The sequence below is a fragment of the Mucilaginibacter dorajii genome, assembly GCF_024808255.1.
Taxonomy (GTDB): domain Bacteria; phylum Bacteroidota; class Bacteroidia; order Sphingobacteriales; family Sphingobacteriaceae; genus Mucilaginibacter; species Mucilaginibacter dorajii.
The window spans coordinates 417,872-436,768 of sequence record NZ_JANTYS010000001.1 but is presented as its reverse complement, the minus strand read 5'-3'; the positions used below and the strand labels follow the sequence as shown (position 1 = coordinate 436,768).

19 protein-coding genes are annotated in these 18,897 nt (G+C 40.3%); 6 read left to right on the top strand and 13 right to left on the bottom strand.

The window, feature by feature from the left end:
- Window positions 1-13: 13 nt before the first annotated feature.
- The 5 genes from FHS10_RS01480 to FHS10_RS01460 form a co-directional block, all read right to left on the bottom strand.
- Window positions 14-1,009, bottom strand: a complete 996-nt coding sequence (locus tag FHS10_RS01480; protein WP_259086966.1) for a relaxase/mobilization nuclease domain-containing protein — start codon at window positions 1,007-1,009, stop codon at window positions 14-16.
- A gap of 414 nt (window positions 1,010-1,423) precedes the next feature.
- Complete coding sequence (locus tag FHS10_RS01475; protein WP_259086964.1) at window positions 1,424-1,930, bottom strand: RsmD family RNA methyltransferase; 507 nt, start codon at window positions 1,928-1,930, stop codon at window positions 1,424-1,426.
- 79 nt (window positions 1,931-2,009) lie between these two features.
- Window positions 2,010-2,420, bottom strand: coding sequence for a plasmid mobilization protein (locus FHS10_RS01470; protein WP_259086963.1), 411 nt, complete (start codon window positions 2,418-2,420; stop codon window positions 2,010-2,012).
- Between the two features lie 146 nt (window positions 2,421-2,566).
- Window positions 2,567-3,508, bottom strand: coding sequence for a DUF8464 domain-containing protein (locus tag FHS10_RS01465; RefSeq protein ID WP_259086961.1), 942 nt, complete (start codon window positions 3,506-3,508; stop codon window positions 2,567-2,569).
- Window positions 3,509-3,847: 339 nt separating this feature from the next.
- Window positions 3,848-4,099, bottom strand: a complete 252-nt coding sequence (locus FHS10_RS01460; RefSeq protein WP_259086959.1) for a hypothetical protein — start codon at window positions 4,097-4,099, stop codon at window positions 3,848-3,850.
- A gap of 505 nt (window positions 4,100-4,604) precedes the next feature.
- Between FHS10_RS01460 and FHS10_RS01455 the strand changes: the two genes are divergently transcribed.
- On the top strand, window positions 4,605-4,985 hold the full coding sequence (locus tag FHS10_RS01455) for a helix-turn-helix domain-containing protein (protein ID WP_259086958.1): 381 nt from the start codon (window positions 4,605-4,607) through the stop codon (window positions 4,983-4,985).
- Window positions 4,986-5,070: 85 nt separating this feature from the next.
- On the top strand, window positions 5,071-5,826 hold the full coding sequence (locus tag FHS10_RS01450; protein WP_259086956.1) for an SDR family oxidoreductase: 756 nt from the start codon (window positions 5,071-5,073) through the stop codon (window positions 5,824-5,826).
- Between the two features lie 146 nt (window positions 5,827-5,972).
- Here the strand turns inward: FHS10_RS01450 and FHS10_RS01445 are convergent, their stop codons facing one another.
- From FHS10_RS01445 to FHS10_RS01425, 5 genes are all read right to left on the bottom strand, one after another.
- Window positions 5,973-6,203 (bottom strand): hypothetical protein, encoded by a 231-nt coding sequence (locus tag FHS10_RS01445; protein WP_259086955.1) that lies wholly within the window; start codon window positions 6,201-6,203, stop codon window positions 5,973-5,975.
- A gap of 464 nt (window positions 6,204-6,667) precedes the next feature.
- Window positions 6,668-7,198 (bottom strand): hypothetical protein, encoded by a 531-nt coding sequence (locus FHS10_RS01440; RefSeq protein WP_259086953.1) that lies wholly within the window; start codon window positions 7,196-7,198, stop codon window positions 6,668-6,670.
- A gap of 33 nt (window positions 7,199-7,231) precedes the next feature.
- Entirely contained in the window at window positions 7,232-7,633 is a 402-nt protein-coding gene (locus FHS10_RS01435) for a type II toxin-antitoxin system VapC family toxin (RefSeq protein ID WP_259086952.1), read from the bottom strand.
- The gene (locus FHS10_RS01430; protein WP_259086950.1) at window positions 7,615-7,866 is read right to left on the bottom strand and encodes a hypothetical protein; all 252 of its coding nucleotides are present in this window, start codon (window positions 7,864-7,866) and stop codon (window positions 7,615-7,617) included. Before FHS10_RS01430 ends, FHS10_RS01435 begins: the two co-directional genes overlap by 19 nt.
- A 317-nt stretch (window positions 7,867-8,183) precedes the next feature.
- Window positions 8,184-8,696, bottom strand: coding sequence for a helix-turn-helix domain-containing protein (locus tag FHS10_RS01425; protein ID WP_259086949.1), 513 nt, complete (start codon window positions 8,694-8,696; stop codon window positions 8,184-8,186).
- A gap of 631 nt (window positions 8,697-9,327) precedes the next feature.
- Here FHS10_RS01425 and FHS10_RS01420 point away from each other — a divergent pair.
- Genes FHS10_RS01420 through FHS10_RS01410 form a run of 3 tightly spaced genes read left to right on the top strand, consistent with a single transcriptional unit; the run spans window position 9,328 to window position 15,076 of the window.
- Window positions 9,328-12,363, top strand: a complete 3,036-nt coding sequence (locus FHS10_RS01420) for a SusC/RagA family TonB-linked outer membrane protein (RefSeq protein ID WP_259086947.1) — start codon at window positions 9,328-9,330, stop codon at window positions 12,361-12,363.
- Between the two features lie 10 nt (window positions 12,364-12,373).
- Window positions 12,374-13,750 carry a RagB/SusD family nutrient uptake outer membrane protein gene (locus FHS10_RS01415; RefSeq protein WP_259086945.1) on the top strand — a complete coding sequence of 459 codons (1,377 nt, stop codon included), beginning with the start codon at window positions 12,374-12,376 and terminating at the stop codon, window positions 13,748-13,750.
- Between the two features lie 24 nt (window positions 13,751-13,774).
- Window positions 13,775-15,076 carry a TlpA family protein disulfide reductase gene (locus FHS10_RS01410; RefSeq protein WP_259086944.1) on the top strand — a complete coding sequence of 434 codons (1,302 nt, stop codon included), beginning with the start codon at window positions 13,775-13,777 and terminating at the stop codon, window positions 15,074-15,076.
- 78 nt (window positions 15,077-15,154) lie between these two features.
- Here the strand turns inward: FHS10_RS01410 and FHS10_RS01405 are convergent, their stop codons facing one another.
- The 3 genes from FHS10_RS01405 to FHS10_RS01395 all read right to left on the bottom strand — a co-directional run bounded on the left by FHS10_RS01405 (window position 15,155) and on the right by FHS10_RS01395 (window position 17,248).
- Window positions 15,155-15,508 (bottom strand): hypothetical protein, encoded by a 354-nt coding sequence (locus FHS10_RS01405; protein WP_259086943.1) that lies wholly within the window; start codon window positions 15,506-15,508, stop codon window positions 15,155-15,157.
- A gap of 75 nt (window positions 15,509-15,583) precedes the next feature.
- A complete protein-coding gene (locus tag FHS10_RS01400; protein ID WP_259086942.1) occupies window positions 15,584-15,895 on the bottom strand; it encodes a hypothetical protein in 312 nt (103 codons plus the stop codon).
- A gap of 396 nt (window positions 15,896-16,291) precedes the next feature.
- Window positions 16,292-17,248 carry a helix-turn-helix domain-containing protein gene (locus tag FHS10_RS01395; RefSeq protein ID WP_259086941.1) on the bottom strand — a complete coding sequence of 319 codons (957 nt, stop codon included), beginning with the start codon at window positions 17,246-17,248 and terminating at the stop codon, window positions 16,292-16,294.
- 425 nt (window positions 17,249-17,673) lie between these two features.
- Between FHS10_RS01395 and FHS10_RS01390 the strand changes: the two genes are divergently transcribed.
- Entirely contained in the window at window positions 17,674-18,867 is a 1,194-nt protein-coding gene (locus tag FHS10_RS01390) for an anhydro-N-acetylmuramic acid kinase (protein WP_259086935.1), read from the top strand.
- Window positions 18,868-18,897: the final 30 nt, after the last annotated feature.

The window sequence follows — 18,897 nt, the reverse complement described above, 5'->3', positions numbered from 1 at the left end:
ATGGGTTTATCCCTTAGCGGGTATTAGTTCTTGCTTTCTTTTGCCTGCGCCGTTTCATGCCCAGTACCTGCTGATCATCCACGTCGTCGGAGATCATGACAGGCCTGATATACGCCCCTTCCGGCACATATTCAGAATAATAGGTAATGGCTTCTTTGTCCAAATAATCATGTAGATCGATGCCGGGTTGTTGATTTACTGGTTCAAAATTGATACTGTCGTCAAGTAGATACTTCAGGCTTAGTATTTCACTGCCCTTAAAGACCTGTTTGGTAGCATGGTCAATAACTGTATAACCATAAGGTTTTTTCCCTTCTGAGGAATGAAATACCAGGTCGATCAGGTATTGTCTTTTCAGCTGCTGCACGAAGTCGGGCGAAGTTTTTTGAGCAATAAACAACGCTTTGAGTTCAGCTATCCTTGCCTTATCAGGCACATAGGAATCTATTTTTTGCTGCAGCTTTTTTTCATTGATATAGTCACGCCCCAGGAAACCCTGATTCTCCAGAATCATATAGAACTGCGCCTGGGTACTAAAGTGGTATTGCATGGCGAAGGAGTAACCCAGAACCTTGTCTATGCTTCTGACCGCCCTCACCTGTTCATAATCGCGGTCGATTTGTTTACCATCTTTGCCTACCCGTGAACTAACAATATGGACGTGATGATTATCGGTGTCTTTATGGAAAACGATCAGGTACGGCTGGTCGCCATATTTCATTTCTTTTAGCCACATCACTGCAGCTTTTGTTAATTCCTGTTTGCTATAGTTTCGCCCGCGCGCTGAAATGACCGCGTGAAACTGTGTGTTTTTTTTAATGCTCTTATTTTGAGCGGACAGCATGAGGAGATAATTGACCAGGTCCTGTGGCCGTGGGTTACTGAGCGCCTGTATGGCGCCAAAATTGGCGATCAGCATCAGCTCTCCTGTATTCCGGTCAACCTTATTGGTATTGTACTTTACGCCGGCAAAAGTCCTGGAAGGTTTTTCAAGGATGTGGGCGATCATAGATTGACAGAGTGGAGGAAAGGAAGTAACACCGTAACCGTATATCAATCTACCCGACCATCAGTATGGCCTGTAAACGCCTATCCAATCATCATTACAACTGCCGATCTGTATAAAGTCGTAACGGGCTAACGGATGACATCTGTAATCGTGTAAAATAATAACGGTGTGTCTGTGTATCCTTTGATCAGGATACCTGATGATCTGTATATCTTAATAACGGGCTATCGGTATATCGGTCTGCGTTCGTATCAGGGTATTGAAATAACTTGAGATCCGGGTATCTGTATAAAGTAATATCTGTATAACTTGCTATCGTTTGAACGGGATACTTGGTGATCTGTATATTCTGATAACTGCTTATCTACCTACCGGTATATCTTAGTATCAGGGCATCAATATAACCACTTTCTACTAAATGCTTCCTGGGGTTATCGAAGGAGAAAATCTTTCGATACTGGCAATGGTATCATGGATAGCTCCGCCATGGCTAAAGAGTGCAAGCCTTTCAAGTTCAAATCTCCTGCCCTTTCCCATTACAATTGAATGGTAACCAAATGTGATCACAATGCCACCCGGCTCCAGGCAAAGCTCAACAACATCTTTGAGTTGCCTGAATGGACTACAAACCATGCCCTTATAGAGTTCCATGCTTTTTCTATAGGCATAAGGGGGATCAAGCAAAATCGTTTGGAAACGGGGGCCTTTCCAGCTCCGCAGGAATTCCAGTGCGTCCATATGAAAATCAGCGGGCATTTCAGGGTCAAGATCGTTACGAAGCTCATTAACCTGTAATATGGTTGTACCAGCAAATAGGTTCAAAACAGTTCCTTCGCATGAGCGCTCTACCCAATCCCGAATCGGTTTCACAGAAAAGGTGTACCGGTGCAGCGGACAACGTACGTGCTCAAAAATGATCATTAGATGGAGATTGATTGGATGAAATGTAAAAAAGGTTCGTCCGGCCCCTATACCTTAAAATTAAAGGCTGGAAAAAGCTTTAATTTCCCATAGTCCGGATGATCTTCCGAAGGGACGCTTCGAGCATCTGTTGAACCTGGATATAATCCCCGAAAAGCCGGTTAAACTTTTCAACGATCATTGCATTAAGGGCACCCTTTAATTTAAGTACATTGGCATGTCTGGCCAGTTGGTTGATGTTATTGCCAATCCGCCCCATTTCAGCTCCTAAAGCGTCCAGGTGTTTAATTAGTTCTTTGGCGTTTATCACTGTTTCTTTCACATCGGTTAAAACCCGCATCCTGATCAGTTCTGTCTTCGAGATACCCAACTGCCGTTCTAAATCAGCGATCTCCTTATATTCATCATCGGTGAATCTGACATTAATGAATTTGCTGCGCCTACCCTTCTCTAATTTCGGTCGTCCGTTTAGCTTCTTAAAGTCAACCATAGAAAAATTGAGTCGCGAAATTTTTTAAATCCCCCCCTGGAAGGGCAAGAGACTTTTTGTGTAACAAAAAGACATCTTGCCGTTGCAGAAACAACGGAGTTTTGGATTATGAATTCGAAAGTTTGAAGCTAAAAGACGGTTGGCTCCTACCTTTCAAATGGCACCTGTACTTTTGAAAAGAAATTGTTTTTCTCTTCTCGTGCAACAACAAATGGTTTCAGCTGTGCTTTAATTTTATCATTATAATCGTTAAACCCTTGGTATACTTTTGACCTGTCAGTAGCATATGGAAGGGCTTTAATAAAGTCCCTGGTCGCCAAAACACCCGCTTTATCTCGATCAAAATAAATATCAAGGCAAGAAAATGCCTTGGCTTTATTAATTGCCTGGTGTAACAATGTTAGCGTATTTAACACGATGATACTATGTTCGGCATCGGGATTTTCAAAACGCCAACTTAGAAAGTCTATAAAGCCTTCAAAAATGGCTGCCTGTTTGGGATGCCCAGGTATGAAAGTTATGCCTTTGTGTCCCATACAACCTTTAAAATACCGGTTGCGAACTTCCCATGAATTGTTTTCATTTAGCCAACCAGCAGCGAAATAATGCTTTCGTGTATCGTTATCATCTTCTACATAATAATAAACTTCGCTCAGGTAAAATTTTGCCACGTCAAATACGCCTCGACTTTTCAGGTATTCCGTTATCGCTGGATGTGCACCTAAAGGCTTAACTTTCTCGACAACATGGTAGACCTTAACAGGTTTGCGGGGCCTTAGTACCCTGGGGGCAGCCGGGGCAACAGAACAAACGTCCTGAATTTTCTTGACCACTTCATTAAAACCCAAATTCTTCCAATAGGCTAAGCCAAAGTCGATAATGTTACCTCCTTTGCCCGCCCCATGGTCAAACCATACACCAAGATCATCATTTACACAAAAGGACGGCTGGGTACCGTTGTCCCGGAGCATACTGTAATACATTCTTTCACGACCGCGTTTCGGAACAGGTTGGTACCCCAACCGGCTCAATAGGTCAACAAGAGAGCCCTGCTCTTTGAGCTCCCTGGCAGTTAATAGATTTGACATAAATGATAGGGATTTGAACTTAAATGAAATACAGGGGAAATGACCTGCTTAGTTTTAGCTGTTTCTGAGCTATCAAAAAATAAATAAACCAATGGCTAATACGCGTAATAATTTAATAAGCCCTTTGATGGCTATGTACCGGCAGCGGGTAACGATCCCGTTAAATTCACTTCTGCCGGTATTTTTTTCGGAACTACCCACGTCGAACTCTACAGTTCGGGCTCTCGCCTGCCTATGCGTTTTCGCAATATTGATATGATCTCAGCTTCGCAATATTTCCTGTGGCTAAACAGGATAATGCTTTGTTCCTATACGTCAAAGAGCTTGATAAGCAATTGCCTACCATGATCTTTCCGCCATTTGCGGAAAGGTCATATTGTTGCCGGATGGGATGACCCATAACGGCTTAATTCTGTCATTAATCTTTTTGGAAGCATGGCCATGAAAAATGGCCCGGGTGGAAAGTGTTTCTGAAATCAAGATGTTATTCTTGCTATGATCGCAAAGAGAAAGTATGTCTTCTTGATCAGGCAAGCCATTGATTCCTACAGCGGCTTTTGAAACGCCTGCATTGGCAATGTTGTATAGCATATGATGTAAACCCGATTGCTTCATGGGAACAAAGCACGGATTTAGGGATATGTCGAAACAGTGAAAGGGGGTGAAAGAAATCTTTCACCCCCTTAAGTTTAGAGCGATATTTTTTAAAATTAAAATCATTAATTAACTCATTATTAAATACTTATATATATATCCTGGATTTTAAACACTAAAATACAGAATGAAAAACCCAAGGAAATAATTAGTTAAAAATATATTTCATCAAGAACTATCAGGCGTCCAATAATGCAGTGAGGTATTACCTTTCGATTGATATTAGGAACGATTTGCACATTTAATCAAAAACAGCAACCTTGATAGGAATCTTAAACGGAACGGTGAGGATACAACCAGTCTCTATTACCGGCATCACTTTATTTGACTTTTAATGATCTGAAAGCAAAGCCGTTTCAAGGCGAAAGAGTGCGCTGGAAAAAATCAATCTGAAGGATGAGTAAATCAGGATAAAGGTACCTTTGTATAAAATATATGTGCTATGTGTGACAATAAAAATGGGGTTATAAAACGAAGTGAAGAAATTACTAAAGCATATTTTGAATATTTGGATGATCATCTGGCTGATATTATAAGTGGAAAAGCCACTGAAATGATGCAATTGAGCCAAATAGCAGATGCATTATTTCTTTCACATAGTCATTTAACAGATACTATCCAAAATACGATGGGGCATCACCCTTGTCATTTTTATGATTTAAAAATCAGTGATCAAGCGAAAAAGCTAATCACTGACACGGACTACTCCATAGCTGAAATTGCAAAAAAACTAACTTACGATCCGTCCAATTTTTCAAAGTTTTTCAAAAAATTCACGGGGCAAACGCCTGGAGAATTTCGAAAACAGCATAAAAATCAATAACAACCTAAAGTTCCGAAAAGTTCACCACGATATACTTACCGCGGCAACCGACCTTTGCTATATTGATAATTTAAAAACAATAATTATGGCACGAAATGATTTAAATGGAAAGGTAGTATTGATAGCAGGTGGAGGCAAAAACCTGGGCGGGTTATTGAGCAGGAGTTTTGCAGCAGAGGGTGCAAAATTAGCGATACACTATAATAGTGAGAGTTCCAAAACGGACGCTGAAAAAACATTAGCCGAGGTGCAGGCTTTGGGAGCAGAGGCTTTCTTATTTCAGGGAGACCTGACCAAAGTGGAAAACGTAACCAAATTTTTCGATGAAGCCGTTGCCAAATTTGGAGGTATTGATATAGCAATTAATACTGTGGGTATGGTGTTGAAAAAGCCTTTTGCCGAAACTACCGAAGCGGAATACGACACCATGTTTGGGATCAACTCGAAATCAGCGTACTTCTTTTTACAGGAAGCCGGTAAAAAACTAAATGACAATGGTAAGATCTGTTCCATTGTGACTTCATTGTTAGCAGCTTATACAGGTCTATATTCGACGTATGCAGGCGCAAAAGCTCCGGTTGAGCACTTTACAAGAGCGGCATCAAAAGAATTTGGCAGCCGAGGCATTTCTGTCACAGCGGTGGCTCCCGGCCCTATGGATACCCCATTTTTCTATGGACAGGAAAGCCCGGAAGCGGTTGACTATCATAAATCGGCATCGGCACTGGGTGGGTTAACAAATATTAAAGATATTGCTCCGCTTGTGGAATTTTTAGTAACAGATGGTTGGTGGATTACTGGCCAGACTATTTTCGCCAACGGTGGTTATACCACACGTTAACCACCTGCCTCAGATGTATGGATGTTGGGTAGTTATCCTTAATTATTAGCTATTCAGCTTCCTTACATCATATTATCAGTCTATATATTCAACGATGAAAAACTTGTCGTGAAGGAATAAAAATCAGTAGTTGATCCGGTTATATTTCAAAGCCGGTAACGTAAGGCAACATTTTTAGCTATAGCGCAAAGTAAATCATCTTTATCTCCAATGGAAGTTTCCATGGCATACCATTGATGTTGCTGATTACGGACAATTGTGAACTCTTCTCCCAACAGACTGATCTTAATAGCTGTGGTTTCTTTATTAATACTTCTTGTCAATACTGTATAGGTATAGTCAGTGTCGTTAAATGTGATTCGCAGTGGGAGGCTCATACTGCGGTTAAAGATAGAAAGTTCTTCTTAATTTAAGTACAGTATTACTTGACCGAAAATATATTAGGGATTAGCTAAACCCGAAAGTAATCAGCTTTGTATCCTTGGCCTTTTCTTTTTGTTAATGTCGCCAGTTTCTCGCTGGGTTCATCCGGCTTTTTATCTTGCAAAGCAGTAAAAATTTCGGGAGTTGCAGACTTTATATCCTCAGCTATTCTTACACTAGTTAACCGGTCATCAATAGTAGCCTCATCTAACGCTGCTATTGCCCGATCTGCACTATCCTGGTCAATTATGGTCAGGATCCATATCCCTGGCTTATACCGGTTTCTTTATCAGTTACGATAGTTACTGAACTAACCTGTCCATAGACACTAAGAAAAATCAACTAATTCAGTTTTTTCCATGTCGCGGGAAAACCTACAACAAATAATTTAACCATGTCCTAATAGAGATAAGTAATATCAAAATTTCCGCATACCCATTAGCACCGCCTGGGCTGTAAGCCGATCCTTAAAGCTCCAGATCTCGCTTTGAGCGCAAGAGCTTAATTTAGCGTTCTTTAAATCATTTTTCATTATTGCCTGCCCGGATGTAGTCGAAAATCCAATAATCTTATAGGTAAAGATGTTATCGCCAACTTTGAAGTTAGCAATGTATTCATATGAAACATCTTTTGTGGCCGCATTTTTTAAGGTCTTGCCATTAAAGGCCGTATCAGCCAAGTAGCTGCAATGAGCGATCCTTTTAATATTTAAGATGCCTTTTGTGCTGTCCGCCAAAAGGATAATGCTTTTTTTTTCATCTACTAATTTTTGCTCCGCTTTTAGCAAGTCATTAAAGATCTTTGATTGGCTGGTATTGGGAACAGTGTGGTAACCATCATCCGTGATAGGGACCGATAGCTTTTTTTTAACCTGTTGAGCGGCAGCAATTGTTGAAACAAAAGAGAATAAGGTTAGGATGGTGAGTTTGACTTTGATTTTCATATACAATAATGGCAGATATTTAAAGATACAAAATAATACTTATGCCTTGAATAAAGATAATTTTGATATAAACTTAAAATCTTTATTATTATAAGTAAACAACTTTAATTCGGTCTGAATTGCAGTAGCGGCGATCATAGCATCTGCTAACGCAAGGCCGTGACTTAACCTGTAAGACTGCACGAGGTCTATAGCCCTTAAATTTATTTCAGGATTAATCAAAAGTACGCTAAACCTGTTGAGGTTCTTGCTGATTTTCTGAAGATCGACCTTATTGGTAGCCCCCAAAATAAGCTCCATTTTGGTAATAGAGGATATTAAAATATTCTGGAAACCTATTGTTTGTTCAAGTATAACCCTGGTTTCTTCATGACGATTTTGGCAGGCATCAAAATAGTCAATGATAACGTCAGTGTCGCAAATTACCTTTTCCGCTGCCATCCGGATTTTCTTAATTCAGTCGCATCTATTCCTTTGCCGGTAAAAACCTCTCCCAGTTCCGAAACGTCTATAGATTCGTCACCCGGTATCACAGTAACTCCGTTTATATAGAATTCCTGTTTCTTCCTGGCAGCAGGTTGTTGTTCGGAAACAGAGAAGCCCAGATACTTTCCTAAATCTTTTAAAGCATCCAGCGTTTTACTGTTTTTATACTTTATGGTTACTTCTTTCATGGTACAATCTTCCGGTGGCTGTTTTAACACACAAATTTAACGAATTAATCTACAAAATTCGCAGACATACCGATGATTGCTTTACGCTGGCATTGTAATTATCTACAAAAGCAGCCAAACAAAATTTGACTTAGGTAATAAGTATTAAAGTATCTACAAAATTTAAGAAAGTATTAATTTATTAGAGGTTTACAATCACCTAATAGAGATTAATATTGCAATAATTCTTCACCATTTAGGCAATTACAAAAAATCATGAATATTTCGCAACTACTTTTTAAGGCATCTGTATATTCAGATCGATTTATAGAATTCAATTAACCTTTTCTTTTTTGATAGAAATTGGTGTTGCCCTTTGTTTCGTGCCTTTTAATTTCAATTACCTTTGGCATTCGTTTCAATGCGGTATGAAGTGAATTGCTTTTAAAATTCCACCCAATATCTGAAAAGAAGCGCTTAATTTCATTGGTTTCCCTAGGTGTATTAAGAAAATTGGTTGGTAACATTTTATACTTAATACAATATGGGATTGAAGGCTCTCGGCTTAAAATGACGTGAATAGCTGGTACAGCTTTATATTTTTGTGTTAGTATTTCTCGTAAATTCTTTGGAGGTGCAAAATTCCTTTTGCTTAAATCCTCTAATTTAATCGTTGTGAAATTTATAATTCCATCTAACGATTTAATTCTGAAAGATTTTCTTCCAGATTCGATATTAACCAAAGTCGACGGGGAAATATGTGCTAAGAGCGCAAAATCTTTTTGTGAGAGTCCTAATGCATCCCGTAACTCTATAACATTCGTACTAATTATCAAACTTGTATTGTCCATAAAACAAATGGACAATATCAAATCGTGACATTTTTAATAAGTATTTGCTTTTTATGAGGTGATTTATTACATTTGTTTTATCGAAGTTTTTCAACAAGAAAAGATTACGAAGAGAAACTGATATTTTATTTATTAAGTATTTATCAAAAGTCTTGCGACCAATTTCTGACGTCGTACCGCAAGGCAGCAGGTTAATGCCCCCAACACTTTTAAATTTAATGCTATCTTTGGCATATTTGATGAGTGTGGGGTGCGCTGCTGTTAACCCGTGGTATGTAAGGCGTCAGAACTTTTATGTGGTCACGGGATGCAGCCCACCCCACACTCTTTTATATAGGGAGCATCTAGGCAGGACTTGTTTTTGAAGCAAGTAATGAAGCCACAAAAAAGTAAAATAACAATCTGTAAAACTCCCTTAACTGTTCAATCAACAGAAACAGACTGGTACTCTCTTTGTATTTCCAATAACTGTCCGAACCTCAAAAACCTTTTTAAAAATATTATCAAGCGTCCAGATTGAATCGTGAGAAATGGCAGCTGATCGGTTAATAGTTAATGCTTTTGGGGCTGCCATTTTCTTTACGTAAAAGAAATTAAGTTAATCTTTTAACGCACTCAACTTACAGATTTAATGAAAAAAACGATACTATTCATAGTACTGGCAACGCTTTGCCTTTTTTTTAAGCTTTCCGCCCAAAACAGTCCCACTCCTCCAATATCAAATATCATAGGTAAAGTAACAGACGAACAAATGCATCCACTTCCCGGTGCAACCGTCAGATTAAAAGGAAGCCCTATTGCTGTAAATACAGCCATAGACGGAGCTTATTCGATTGGGCCTATTTCTACAAATGATATACTCGTCATTAGTTTTATAGGCTATCAACAGGTAGAAATAACATTATCCGAACTTCAAAAACAACAATTCAACATCCGTTTAAAGAACAATACAGGAGTATTGGATGAAGTACAAATAATCGCTTATGGAACCACGACTAAAAGACTAAGCACAGGTGATGTGTCTTCTGTCAAAGCGGCCGATATTGAAAAACAACCCGTATCCAACCCCTTGGCCGCATTGGAAGGACGCGTACCCGGATTATCTGTCACGCAAAGCAGCGGCGTTAGCGGAGCAGGATTTAAGGTTCAGATTCGCGGACAAAGCTCCCTTTTACAGGGTTCAGAACCTTTTTACATTATTGATGGTGTTCCATTTGTTACCGGCAATTCTGCTTTAAACCAGATTTCATCTGCTGCGGGTTCTTCTTCAAGCGGCACCGGCATGAGCCCTTTTCAATTAATTAACCCTTCTGATATAGAAAGTATCGAGGTATTGAAAGATGCCGATGCAACAGCTATCTACGGCAGCAGGGGCGCTAACGGAGTAATCTTAATAACCACAAAAAAAGGTAAGCCAGGATCTGTTAAAGTGAATTTCAACACCTATTCCGGTGTGAGCAAAGTGTCACGGACAATGGATATGCTGAATACGCAGCAGTATTTGCAAATGCGAAGGGAAGGATTCAAAAATAGCGGGCTTACACCAACGACAACAAATGCTCCCGATCTGCTGCTTTGGGATACCACCCGGTATACAGACTTTAAAAAGCTATTGATCGGTGGTACTGCCCATACGACTGATGCACAGCTTTCCTTATCAGGAGGTAATGTAAACACCCAATTTATTATCGGAGGGGGCTATCATCATGAAACAACCGTGTTCCCAACTGATTTGGGTGATACTCGTGGCTCCCTTCACTTGAGCCTAAATCATCATTCAACTGATAATAAATTGAACATTGCATTCACAGCAGGTTATTCCACCAATAAAAACAACCTCACAACGACGGACCTGAGCAGCTATATCAACTCGAACCCAATGCTGCAATTATACACGCCTGACGGGAAGTTAAACTGGGCAGAAGGAGGCAAAGCCTATTCAAGTCTCGGTATCCTGAACCCCAACCCACTTGCTTTTCAGTATCAGGCCTATACAGGAAAGTTTAATAACCTGAATAGCAATTTAATGATCGGATATCATATCATGCCTGATCTTCTTCTAAAGGTAAGCATGGGGTATAATGCCGTAAATAGCAACGAGGTCGCTACTTTTCCAAGTACATCCATTAATCCCTATTCGTTGCAACTACCTTACAGTAATTTTGCAAACAGGACATTCCAAAGCTGGATTATTGAACCACAAGCCCAGTACACAAAAATAGTCGGTATTGGAAAATTGGACGTCCTGATCGGGGGAACTTGGCAAGATCAATCAAGCAACGGCCTGACCGTAGCCGCCACAAATTACAATAATGATTTGTTGTTAAATTCCATTGCAGCGGCAGGTATTATACAGAGCAACAATACTTATAGCCAGTACCGGTATGAAGGAGTCTATGGGAGGATCAATTATAACTTACAGGATAAATATATCGTAAATATAAGTGGCAGAAGAGATGGGTCGAGCCGGTTTGGTCCACAAAGTAGGTTCAGCAATTTTGCAGCGTTAGGGGCTGCCTGGATTTTTTCGGAAGAAAAATTTATAAAAAGCACACTTAGTAACATCGTCAGTTTTGGAAAACTAAGGGGAAGCTATGGTATTACGGGTAATGACCAGATCGGCGATTATCAATACCTCGATACCTGGACACCGGTGCCAGACACCTATCAAAGCGTAAGCAGTTTAAATCCGACTTCGCTGTATAATCCGTCTTTTCAGTGGGAGAAAAATAAAAAGACTGAACTTGCATTGGATTTAGGTTTTTTAAATAACCGGATATTATTGTCTGCCGCTTATTTCAGATCGCGTTCAAAGAACCAGCTTGTTAACTATACTTTACCGACACAAACCGGTTTTACATCCATATTAGAGAATCTCAATGCCACTATTGTCAATAAAGGCTGGGAGTTTCAGTTAAGCAGTAAAAACATCAATTCACACGCCTTTACCTGGAATAGTTCATTTAATTTAACGATACCTAAAAATCAGCTTCTTGCTTTTCCTGGATTAGAAAATTCAACTTATGCCGGTACCTATATTATTGGCCAATCCGTTTCGAGCAGGTTGGTTTATCATTATTTAGGGGTTGATCCGCAAACGGGCGTTTATCAGTTTCAGGATGTAAATAATGATGGAAAATATAATAAGGCGGACAGGAACACACTTGTTAACACCGACCCCAAATTTTATGGTGGCTTTCAGAACAGTGTAAGTTATCAAAATTTTCAGCTGGATATATTTTTCGAGTTTAAAAAACAAAACGGCGTTAATTACCTGTCGAACCTTGCCGGAACCGTTCCGGGATATAAATATTATAATCAACCTGTGATCGTCTTATCCCGCTGGCAAAATCCCGGAGATATTGCCGACATACAAAAGTTTACCAGTGCCGGCGGCCCCGCTTTAACAGCCTCTAATCTTTACCTGCGAAGTTCCAATGCGATCTATTCAGATGCTTCTTATATACGCCTTAAAAACGTGGCGCTGTCTTATAGTATTCCGCAACCCTTACTGAAAAAGCTGCATGTGGCTAATTGCAGGTTCTATTTACAGGGACAGAACCTTCTGACGATGACCAATTACATCGGAGCCGACCCTGAAAACCAAAGCCTTTTTGTACTGCCTCCATTAAGAACAATTACCGCAGGTATTCAACTAACCCTTTAAACATTACAACATGAAAATCCTATATAAAAAGCTGCTGCTCATTTTATTGCTGGGCATGACTATGTCAGCCTGTAAAAAGTTTGTCGACATTGCCCCCTCACCACAGCTAATCGCTACAGATGCAATTTTTTCAAATGACAATACGGCCCTTTCCGCGGTAAGCGGCGTTTATGTTCAGATGCGGTCAGGCAACCCCTCTTTTGCCAATGGTGGTATTGGTATTTACGCGGGGCTTACTGCCGATGAGATTTACAATACCTCATCAAGCTCGACTTACGATCCATATTACAATAATAATATCCTGTCAAACGATGGGAATATCAGTGATTTCTGGTCTACAGCCTATAACACCATATACCGCACTAATGCTATTCTGCAGGGACTGGATAAAAGCAACGGCCTTACTTCGTCAGTTAAGGATCAGTTAAAAGGGGAAATGAAAGTGATCAGGGCGCTGATATATTTTTATTTGGTTAACCTGTATGGCGATGTTCCATTGATTACCTCACCTGATTATGCGCAAAATGGCACTGCCGAAAGAGCGCCGACTTCACAGGTTTATCAGCAGATGATCATTGACCTGACCGATGCGCAGGGGCTGCTTACTAATACATATCCAAGCACAGGTAAGCTAAGGCCCAATAAACTAACGGCCACTGCATTACTGGCACGGATATATTTATTTAAAAAAGATTGGGCTAATGCAGAGGCGCAGTCTTCAGCTATCATCAATTCAAATACTTATAGTATTCTGCCTGATCTAAATGCTGTTTTCCTGATCAACAGTGGGGAAACCATTTGGGAGATCGCACCGGCAAACAATGCCGCAAATTCGGCTGAAGCCAGCGCTTTTATCCCCGAATCATCTGATGTTGAGCCGACATTTGCAATAAATTCCTATTTACTCAATTTGTTTGATGCCAATGATAAGCGCAAAACCGCTTGGTTGGGTAGCAACACTATCGGCAGTGCGACTTATTATTATCCCAATAAATTAAAAAATAGCAGCACAACTTCTATTACTGAATACAATGTGGTTTTCAGGCTTGCTGAACAATATTTAATCCGCGCAGAAGCAAGGGCACAGCAAAATACCAATTTGCCAGGAGCGGTTAATGATTTGAATATGATTCATACCAGGGCTGGCTTGTCTGCCTATCCCACTTCCATGTCACAGGCAGATTGCGTATTGGCGATACAAAAGGAAAGGCATTTAGAGCTTTTTACAGAGTGGGGTAACCGCTGGTTTGATTTGAAAAGATGGGGAACCATAGATGGCGTTCTTGGGACTGAAAAACCTGACTGGAAACCTTATGCAGCCTTATTTCCCCTTCCTTTAGATCAGCTAACCTACAATGTTAAACTGACACAAAACACCGGTTATTAATAACATCAACCATAGCTCAACAATATGAGAAAGTTAATTGTCCTATTACATTTAGTAACCCTGATCGTTTTATTAAATAACACCCGTCTGAAAGCACAAAATAAACCGTTAACAGTAGGTGACGAAGTGCCCGATCTTACATTCAAAAACATATTTAACAGCAGCAATACAGAAATCAAACTATCGGACTTGCGCGGTAAGCTGGTCATACTGGATTTTTGGGGCGTGTTTTGCATTCCATGCATTGAGGAATTTCCAAAATTGGATTCACTTCAAAAAATATTCAGCAGTGAAATTCAAATAATTCCGGTTAACCCTTTAGATAGGGATTCTATCAGGCGATTTTTCAAAAGCCATCCAAAAGTTTACCTGCCTTCCTTGCCGTTTATAACAGGCGATACCATACTGCAAAAGGTCTTCCCTCACCGGGGTAATCCTTACATCGTTTGGATAGGAAAACATGGGAAGATGCTATTGGATGATGTGCCTATTACACAACCAAATATTGAGGCCGTTCTTTCCAATAAAACAATGAAAGTCCCCGAAGCTGTAAAGAATAATTACGTTGAATCCTTGTTTGATAAACGCTGGAGCGATGATATGGTATATTCATCCTACATCTATAAGGGCACGGATATGGGCCTTAAGTTAGAGAAATCTAAAATTGGTCAAAGTTTTTCTGAAGGCGGAACCATTGTGTTTTTGTATCAAAGGACATGGGAAGGATTAACAAGCGGGAAGTATGGTTTTTTCAGGCCAGGCAGAACGGTTATTCAAACCAAAGATTCGAGCAGATACATCAAGCCTAAGAACCTTCAAGGCTATGATGAACAGGTATGGCAGAAGAATAATCTTTATTGGTACCAATCTTCCATTCCCAGTGACAAACCGTATAATCCTTATGAGCTAATGAAGGAGGATTTAAACCGCGCTTTTCACTTAAATGCCGGCATTGAAAAAAGACCGGTAAGATGCCTTGTCCTGGTCAGAACAAGTGATATAGATAAAATTAAAACCTTGGGGCATAAACCCGTTGATTCGTTTTTCCACGCAGACAGGATAGGTAAAGACTATGGCCCAACGCGTTCTTTAATTAATCAGCCATTCAGCAAATTCTCTAAACGGCTGACTGGATTAATTGAATACGGGCTTAAAAAACCTTTTGTAGATCAAACGGGGTACACTGGCAATATAGATATTCAATTCAAAGCAGATGCATTAGACGGGATTGCTTTAGGAAATCTGCGTAGTGCCTTGAAAATTTATGATCTTGATCTGGTTGAAAAAGATGTTGATTTAACTGTTCTTTCTCTAAAAGAAAATTAAGGTTTTGACACTAAAAAAACAGCGGAATTGGCAATAGGCCAACTCCGCTGTCAGTAAAAATATACCGGAAACTGTATCTTAATTCTTTTGCAGTATCCTGTTATCGGGAGCCGGCGTCCCTACATCGGTGCCTACCGGTAATGAAGCGTTTGTGGACCCAAACAAACAAATAGGCTGATTTGCATTGTCCTTACAACTTTGAGCATTAATAACATTTGCTTTTGTATCGTTGTAAGAGTAGGCCCCTGTTGTTTCATTGGTACTTGCATCTACATGATACCAATACAGGGCTGCTGCCTTTGTGGTATTAACCGGAACTGCTTTTCTCACCTCCGGTTTAAAGGCAAAAGCTACGCCTATAATTGCCACGAAGGCGAATGAAAGCATAGCTCCCAGCCATACTTTTTTATTTTTCAATGTGATTTTTTTCACAGGTATGAACTTTTTATAATAGCAAAAAAGGGCTCCAAAAACTTTACATTCGTATAGTTATGTGACGTTTTGCCTTCAGGTAGACCTCACCGGAAACTTTTGTACCCATGGTACTGCTGTTTCCATTTGCCCGAATAGCCCGGCACGGCTATTCGGGTTTTTCGTGAATACAGCCTCTTTACGGTCGTGGGTACTGGTGTGGGTAACTCTCTTTCGGACGTAAGCATGATTAAAAAGAGGCCGGATAGTGATGATGTAAAACCACAGACATGCCGCCATGTACCTCAGGATAAAACGGATGCAAAGCGCTGCCATAGCGGCCAGCATGGCCTTTGAGGCGTAATCCTCTGTCCTATCCCTGATCGTTGTTACATCAATCGTTTTCATCCTCTACATTTTTTCTTATAATACGCTTATCACCAGCGGCGCAGCCTTGGCGTCACCTGTCTTGGGGTTGTGCACTTTATCGCTGTACCCGCGTTCCCTGCGTCAGCATCCGGAGCCATCTTACCAGTACCAGCCGGATATCCCATTGATAGTTTTTACTTCAGGGGCTGCTATCATGTTGCTGATGCTTTACCGCCAGGAAATGGCGGCTCGGCTCCCGGTACTCCCCTCACATATCTTTGCAACTGTATTGATCATTGCGTTTAGTAAATCTCGGCATCTGTTTTCCCCTGAAGCATAAAAAAACAGAGATAATGAGCATGGAAAAACACTAAAAGAGGTAAGTTTTTTATGTATGTCTTTGATAAAAAGTTGAGAATGACGATAAAGCAAGCCTTAAAGACTATCAGAAGGCGGGTATCCAAAAAATTTCTTGAACTGTATACGGAAGCTTTGTACATCCTTATATCCTATTTGACTATATACTTCATTGGTGGATAGCTGCCCCGCTGCAAACAATTGTTTTGCCTTTTGTAAACGGAGGTTGATCAGGAACGCATGTGGTGTGGTGCCGAATTCTTCTTTGAAATTTTCGATCAGTGTTTTCTCCGTGATATGAAAAGTCCGAATCAGTGTTTGGTTGCTGAGTTCGGAGTCTGTATAGTTTTTTTCCATAAAGTTTTTAACGCGGTATACCGGTTGTTCCAATTTGATCGAAACCATTTCGTCGTATTGGGCCAGCAATTGTTTGAAGAACCGGAGCAGCTCTGCTTCAATATCAGCTGCCTTATGATCATTCAGCTCGTATAACTGGAGCAATGTCCGGTAGATCGGTCCTGCTATCGGGCATCGGGGCATATGTCCATATAAGGAACTTCCGTTATCGAGGTCAAAAACAAATGCTTTCAGTTTGGGATATTGGCCGATATCTTTTTTCAGCCACTCCATTCTTGGAGCAATGTAAAAGATACGGTGAATACCGGGCTGTAGGTTTCCGATATAGTCGCCTGGATTATTGAACGTGGCATAGCATGTGCCCTTTTCTGCTTCAGTAATGAGGTTGCCATCGGGAGTGGAAAAACGGATGCGTCCCTCCAGCATGAAAAAAAGAAACAGGGTTGGTCCCTCTACTTGGTAACTCATAGACAACTCCTTGTCCAGGTTAAATTCATACAATTCAATATAAAACAGATAATGGCTATGATACTGGCGGAGTAAAGTACCCCCTTCCAGCCGGATCAGCTCAGCATCGGTATAGTTTACCGGGTAACGACTGTACCCTGGCATTTTTTGACGAATTGGGCTCCGGGAAATAACTAGAGAAGAAAAATATAAGATGATAGGGTTTTTCATAGGCTTGCTAAAAATCTGGCTGCCTCCTATCCGTATCGGGAGTCTGCCTTAGAAGTATTTAATCATAAATAATTTTAATATTTCAATAGCTCATTTAATTAAGTATTAAATAAGCTGCTTAATCTCGGCGTTATTTTTATCCAAAAGTGTGACATGCATAAATTTTTTTCGGGTCATGAATGTCAAAACGGAAGACGCAAACGAAAAAAGGGGGATTTTTTAAGCGAAGTTAGAAGTTATTGACTTCTATAGTCGGTGTTTTTGCCCGAAAATGCGGTTTCTTGCGTTTTTTATTTAAAAAACAGCAAATAAAATTGTAATTAAAAAAAAAATACGTATAATTACACATTACTAAACGGTAAATGAGCGAGTTACCATTGCGTTTTGTTGCGTATTTTAATTATCACAGTTTTAATGTTTGATTTATGAATCAGAATATTGAAAAGCTTTACCAAATTTCAGGTAAGCCGGTAAGAAACATTATCGGGTTGATGTCAGGGACATCTTTCGATGGCTTGGATGTTGCACTGTGCCAGTTCAGCGGCCATGGTATCAATACGAAGGTGAAAGTTCTTCACTTTGTTACTAAAGATTATACAACTGGTTTTAAAGAAGAGTTGAAATCTGTTTTTGCTAAAAGAACAACAGATCTGGAACGGATTACCTTATTGAATGCTTTTATAGGTTTTTACTACGGCGAACTGATCTTGCAATGCCTCGAAGAGTGGAATGTATCGGTTGGTGATGTGGATGCAATAGCAAGCCACGGACAAACTATATTTCATGCACCCAGACATTTGCATGGTATTGAAAATTACGGTAACGCAACCTTGCAAATAGGAGATGCAGATCACCTGGCGGTTCAAACCGGTATCATTACCCTAAGTGATTTTCGTCAGAAACATATTGCCGCCGGTGGCGAAGGCGCACCATTAGCTTTGTATGGCGATTACCTGATCTTCTCCAGCCCTGTTGAAAACCGGATCATGTTGAATATAGGAGGTATTGCCAATTTTACCTTTTTACCGGTGGGTTATGGAAGCGGCTGCTTTTCTACCGATGTCGGTCCGGGCAATACCTTGATGGATCAGTACATACAGTTGAAATTTCCGGGGAGGTATTATGATAAAAATGCGGAGATGTCATCAGCCGGTACTGTCAATGAGTCATTGCTTACTGCCCTGCTTGAACATCCTTTTTTTGCAGCCGATTTCCCTAAAACTACCGGACCTGAGTTGTTTAGTATGGCTTACCTGCAAAATGCCATCAAGGTTTCGGGACAGGACGGTATTAATGATTTTGATGTGATGGCAACTCTGGCGCTATTCTCTGCCCAGGGTATCATACAAGCGATCTCTAAATGTATAGCCGGCCAGGGTCCTTACGACATTTATTTAAGCGGCGGCGGAATGTACAATCCTTTGCTGGTCAAATATATTGAAGATCATTTTGGTTGCAAGCTTAAATCAACAACCGAATTGGGTATTGATCCCGATGCCAAAGAAGCTGTATTGTTTGCCATGCTTGCCAATGAGGCTTTAGCAGGCGGAAAAACAAACTATGGCAATATCAAGAATTTACCATCTGTATCTATGGGAAAGATCAGCTTTCCTAATTAACTAAACTAAAACTAATAATTAATTTAAAAC

Excerpts from the sequence above, each read along its gene's own strand:
- FHS10_RS01480 (WP_259086966.1), bottom strand. The coding sequence starts at position 1,009 with ATGATCGCCCACATCCTTGAAAAACCTTCCAGGACTTTTGCCGGCGTA.
- FHS10_RS01475 (WP_259086964.1), bottom strand. The coding sequence starts at position 1,930 with ATGATCATTTTTGAGCACGTACGTTGTCCGCTGCACCGGTACACCTTT.
- FHS10_RS01470 (WP_259086963.1), bottom strand. The coding sequence starts at position 2,420 with ATGGTTGACTTTAAGAAGCTAAACGGACGACCGAAATTAGAGAAGGGT.
- FHS10_RS01465 (WP_259086961.1), bottom strand. The coding sequence starts at position 3,508 with ATGTCAAATCTATTAACTGCCAGGGAGCTCAAAGAGCAGGGCTCTCTT.
- FHS10_RS01460 (WP_259086959.1), bottom strand. The coding sequence starts at position 4,099 with ATGCTATACAACATTGCCAATGCAGGCGTTTCAAAAGCCGCTGTAGGA.
- FHS10_RS01455 (WP_259086958.1), top strand. The coding sequence starts at position 4,605 with ATGTGTGACAATAAAAATGGGGTTATAAAACGAAGTGAAGAAATTACT.
- FHS10_RS01450 (WP_259086956.1), top strand. The coding sequence starts at position 5,071 with ATGGCACGAAATGATTTAAATGGAAAGGTAGTATTGATAGCAGGTGGA.
- FHS10_RS01445 (WP_259086955.1), bottom strand. The coding sequence starts at position 6,203 with ATGAGCCTCCCACTGCGAATCACATTTAACGACACTGACTATACCTAT.
- FHS10_RS01435 (WP_259086952.1), bottom strand. The coding sequence starts at position 7,633 with ATGGCAGCGGAAAAGGTAATTTGCGACACTGACGTTATCATTGACTAT.
- FHS10_RS01430 (WP_259086950.1), bottom strand. The coding sequence starts at position 7,866 with ATGAAAGAAGTAACCATAAAGTATAAAAACAGTAAAACGCTGGATGCT.
- FHS10_RS01425 (WP_259086949.1), bottom strand. The coding sequence starts at position 8,696 with ATGGACAATACAAGTTTGATAATTAGTACGAATGTTATAGAGTTACGG.
- FHS10_RS01420 (WP_259086947.1), top strand. The coding sequence starts at position 9,328 with ATGAAAAAAACGATACTATTCATAGTACTGGCAACGCTTTGCCTTTTT.
- FHS10_RS01415 (WP_259086945.1), top strand. The coding sequence starts at position 12,374 with ATGAAAATCCTATATAAAAAGCTGCTGCTCATTTTATTGCTGGGCATG.
- FHS10_RS01410 (WP_259086944.1), top strand. The coding sequence starts at position 13,775 with ATGAGAAAGTTAATTGTCCTATTACATTTAGTAACCCTGATCGTTTTA.
- FHS10_RS01400 (WP_259086942.1), bottom strand. The coding sequence starts at position 15,895 with ATGAAAACGATTGATGTAACAACGATCAGGGATAGGACAGAGGATTAC.
- FHS10_RS01395 (WP_259086941.1), bottom strand. The coding sequence starts at position 17,248 with ATGAAAAACCCTATCATCTTATATTTTTCTTCTCTAGTTATTTCCCGG.
- FHS10_RS01390 (WP_259086935.1), top strand. The coding sequence starts at position 17,674 with ATGAATCAGAATATTGAAAAGCTTTACCAAATTTCAGGTAAGCCGGTA.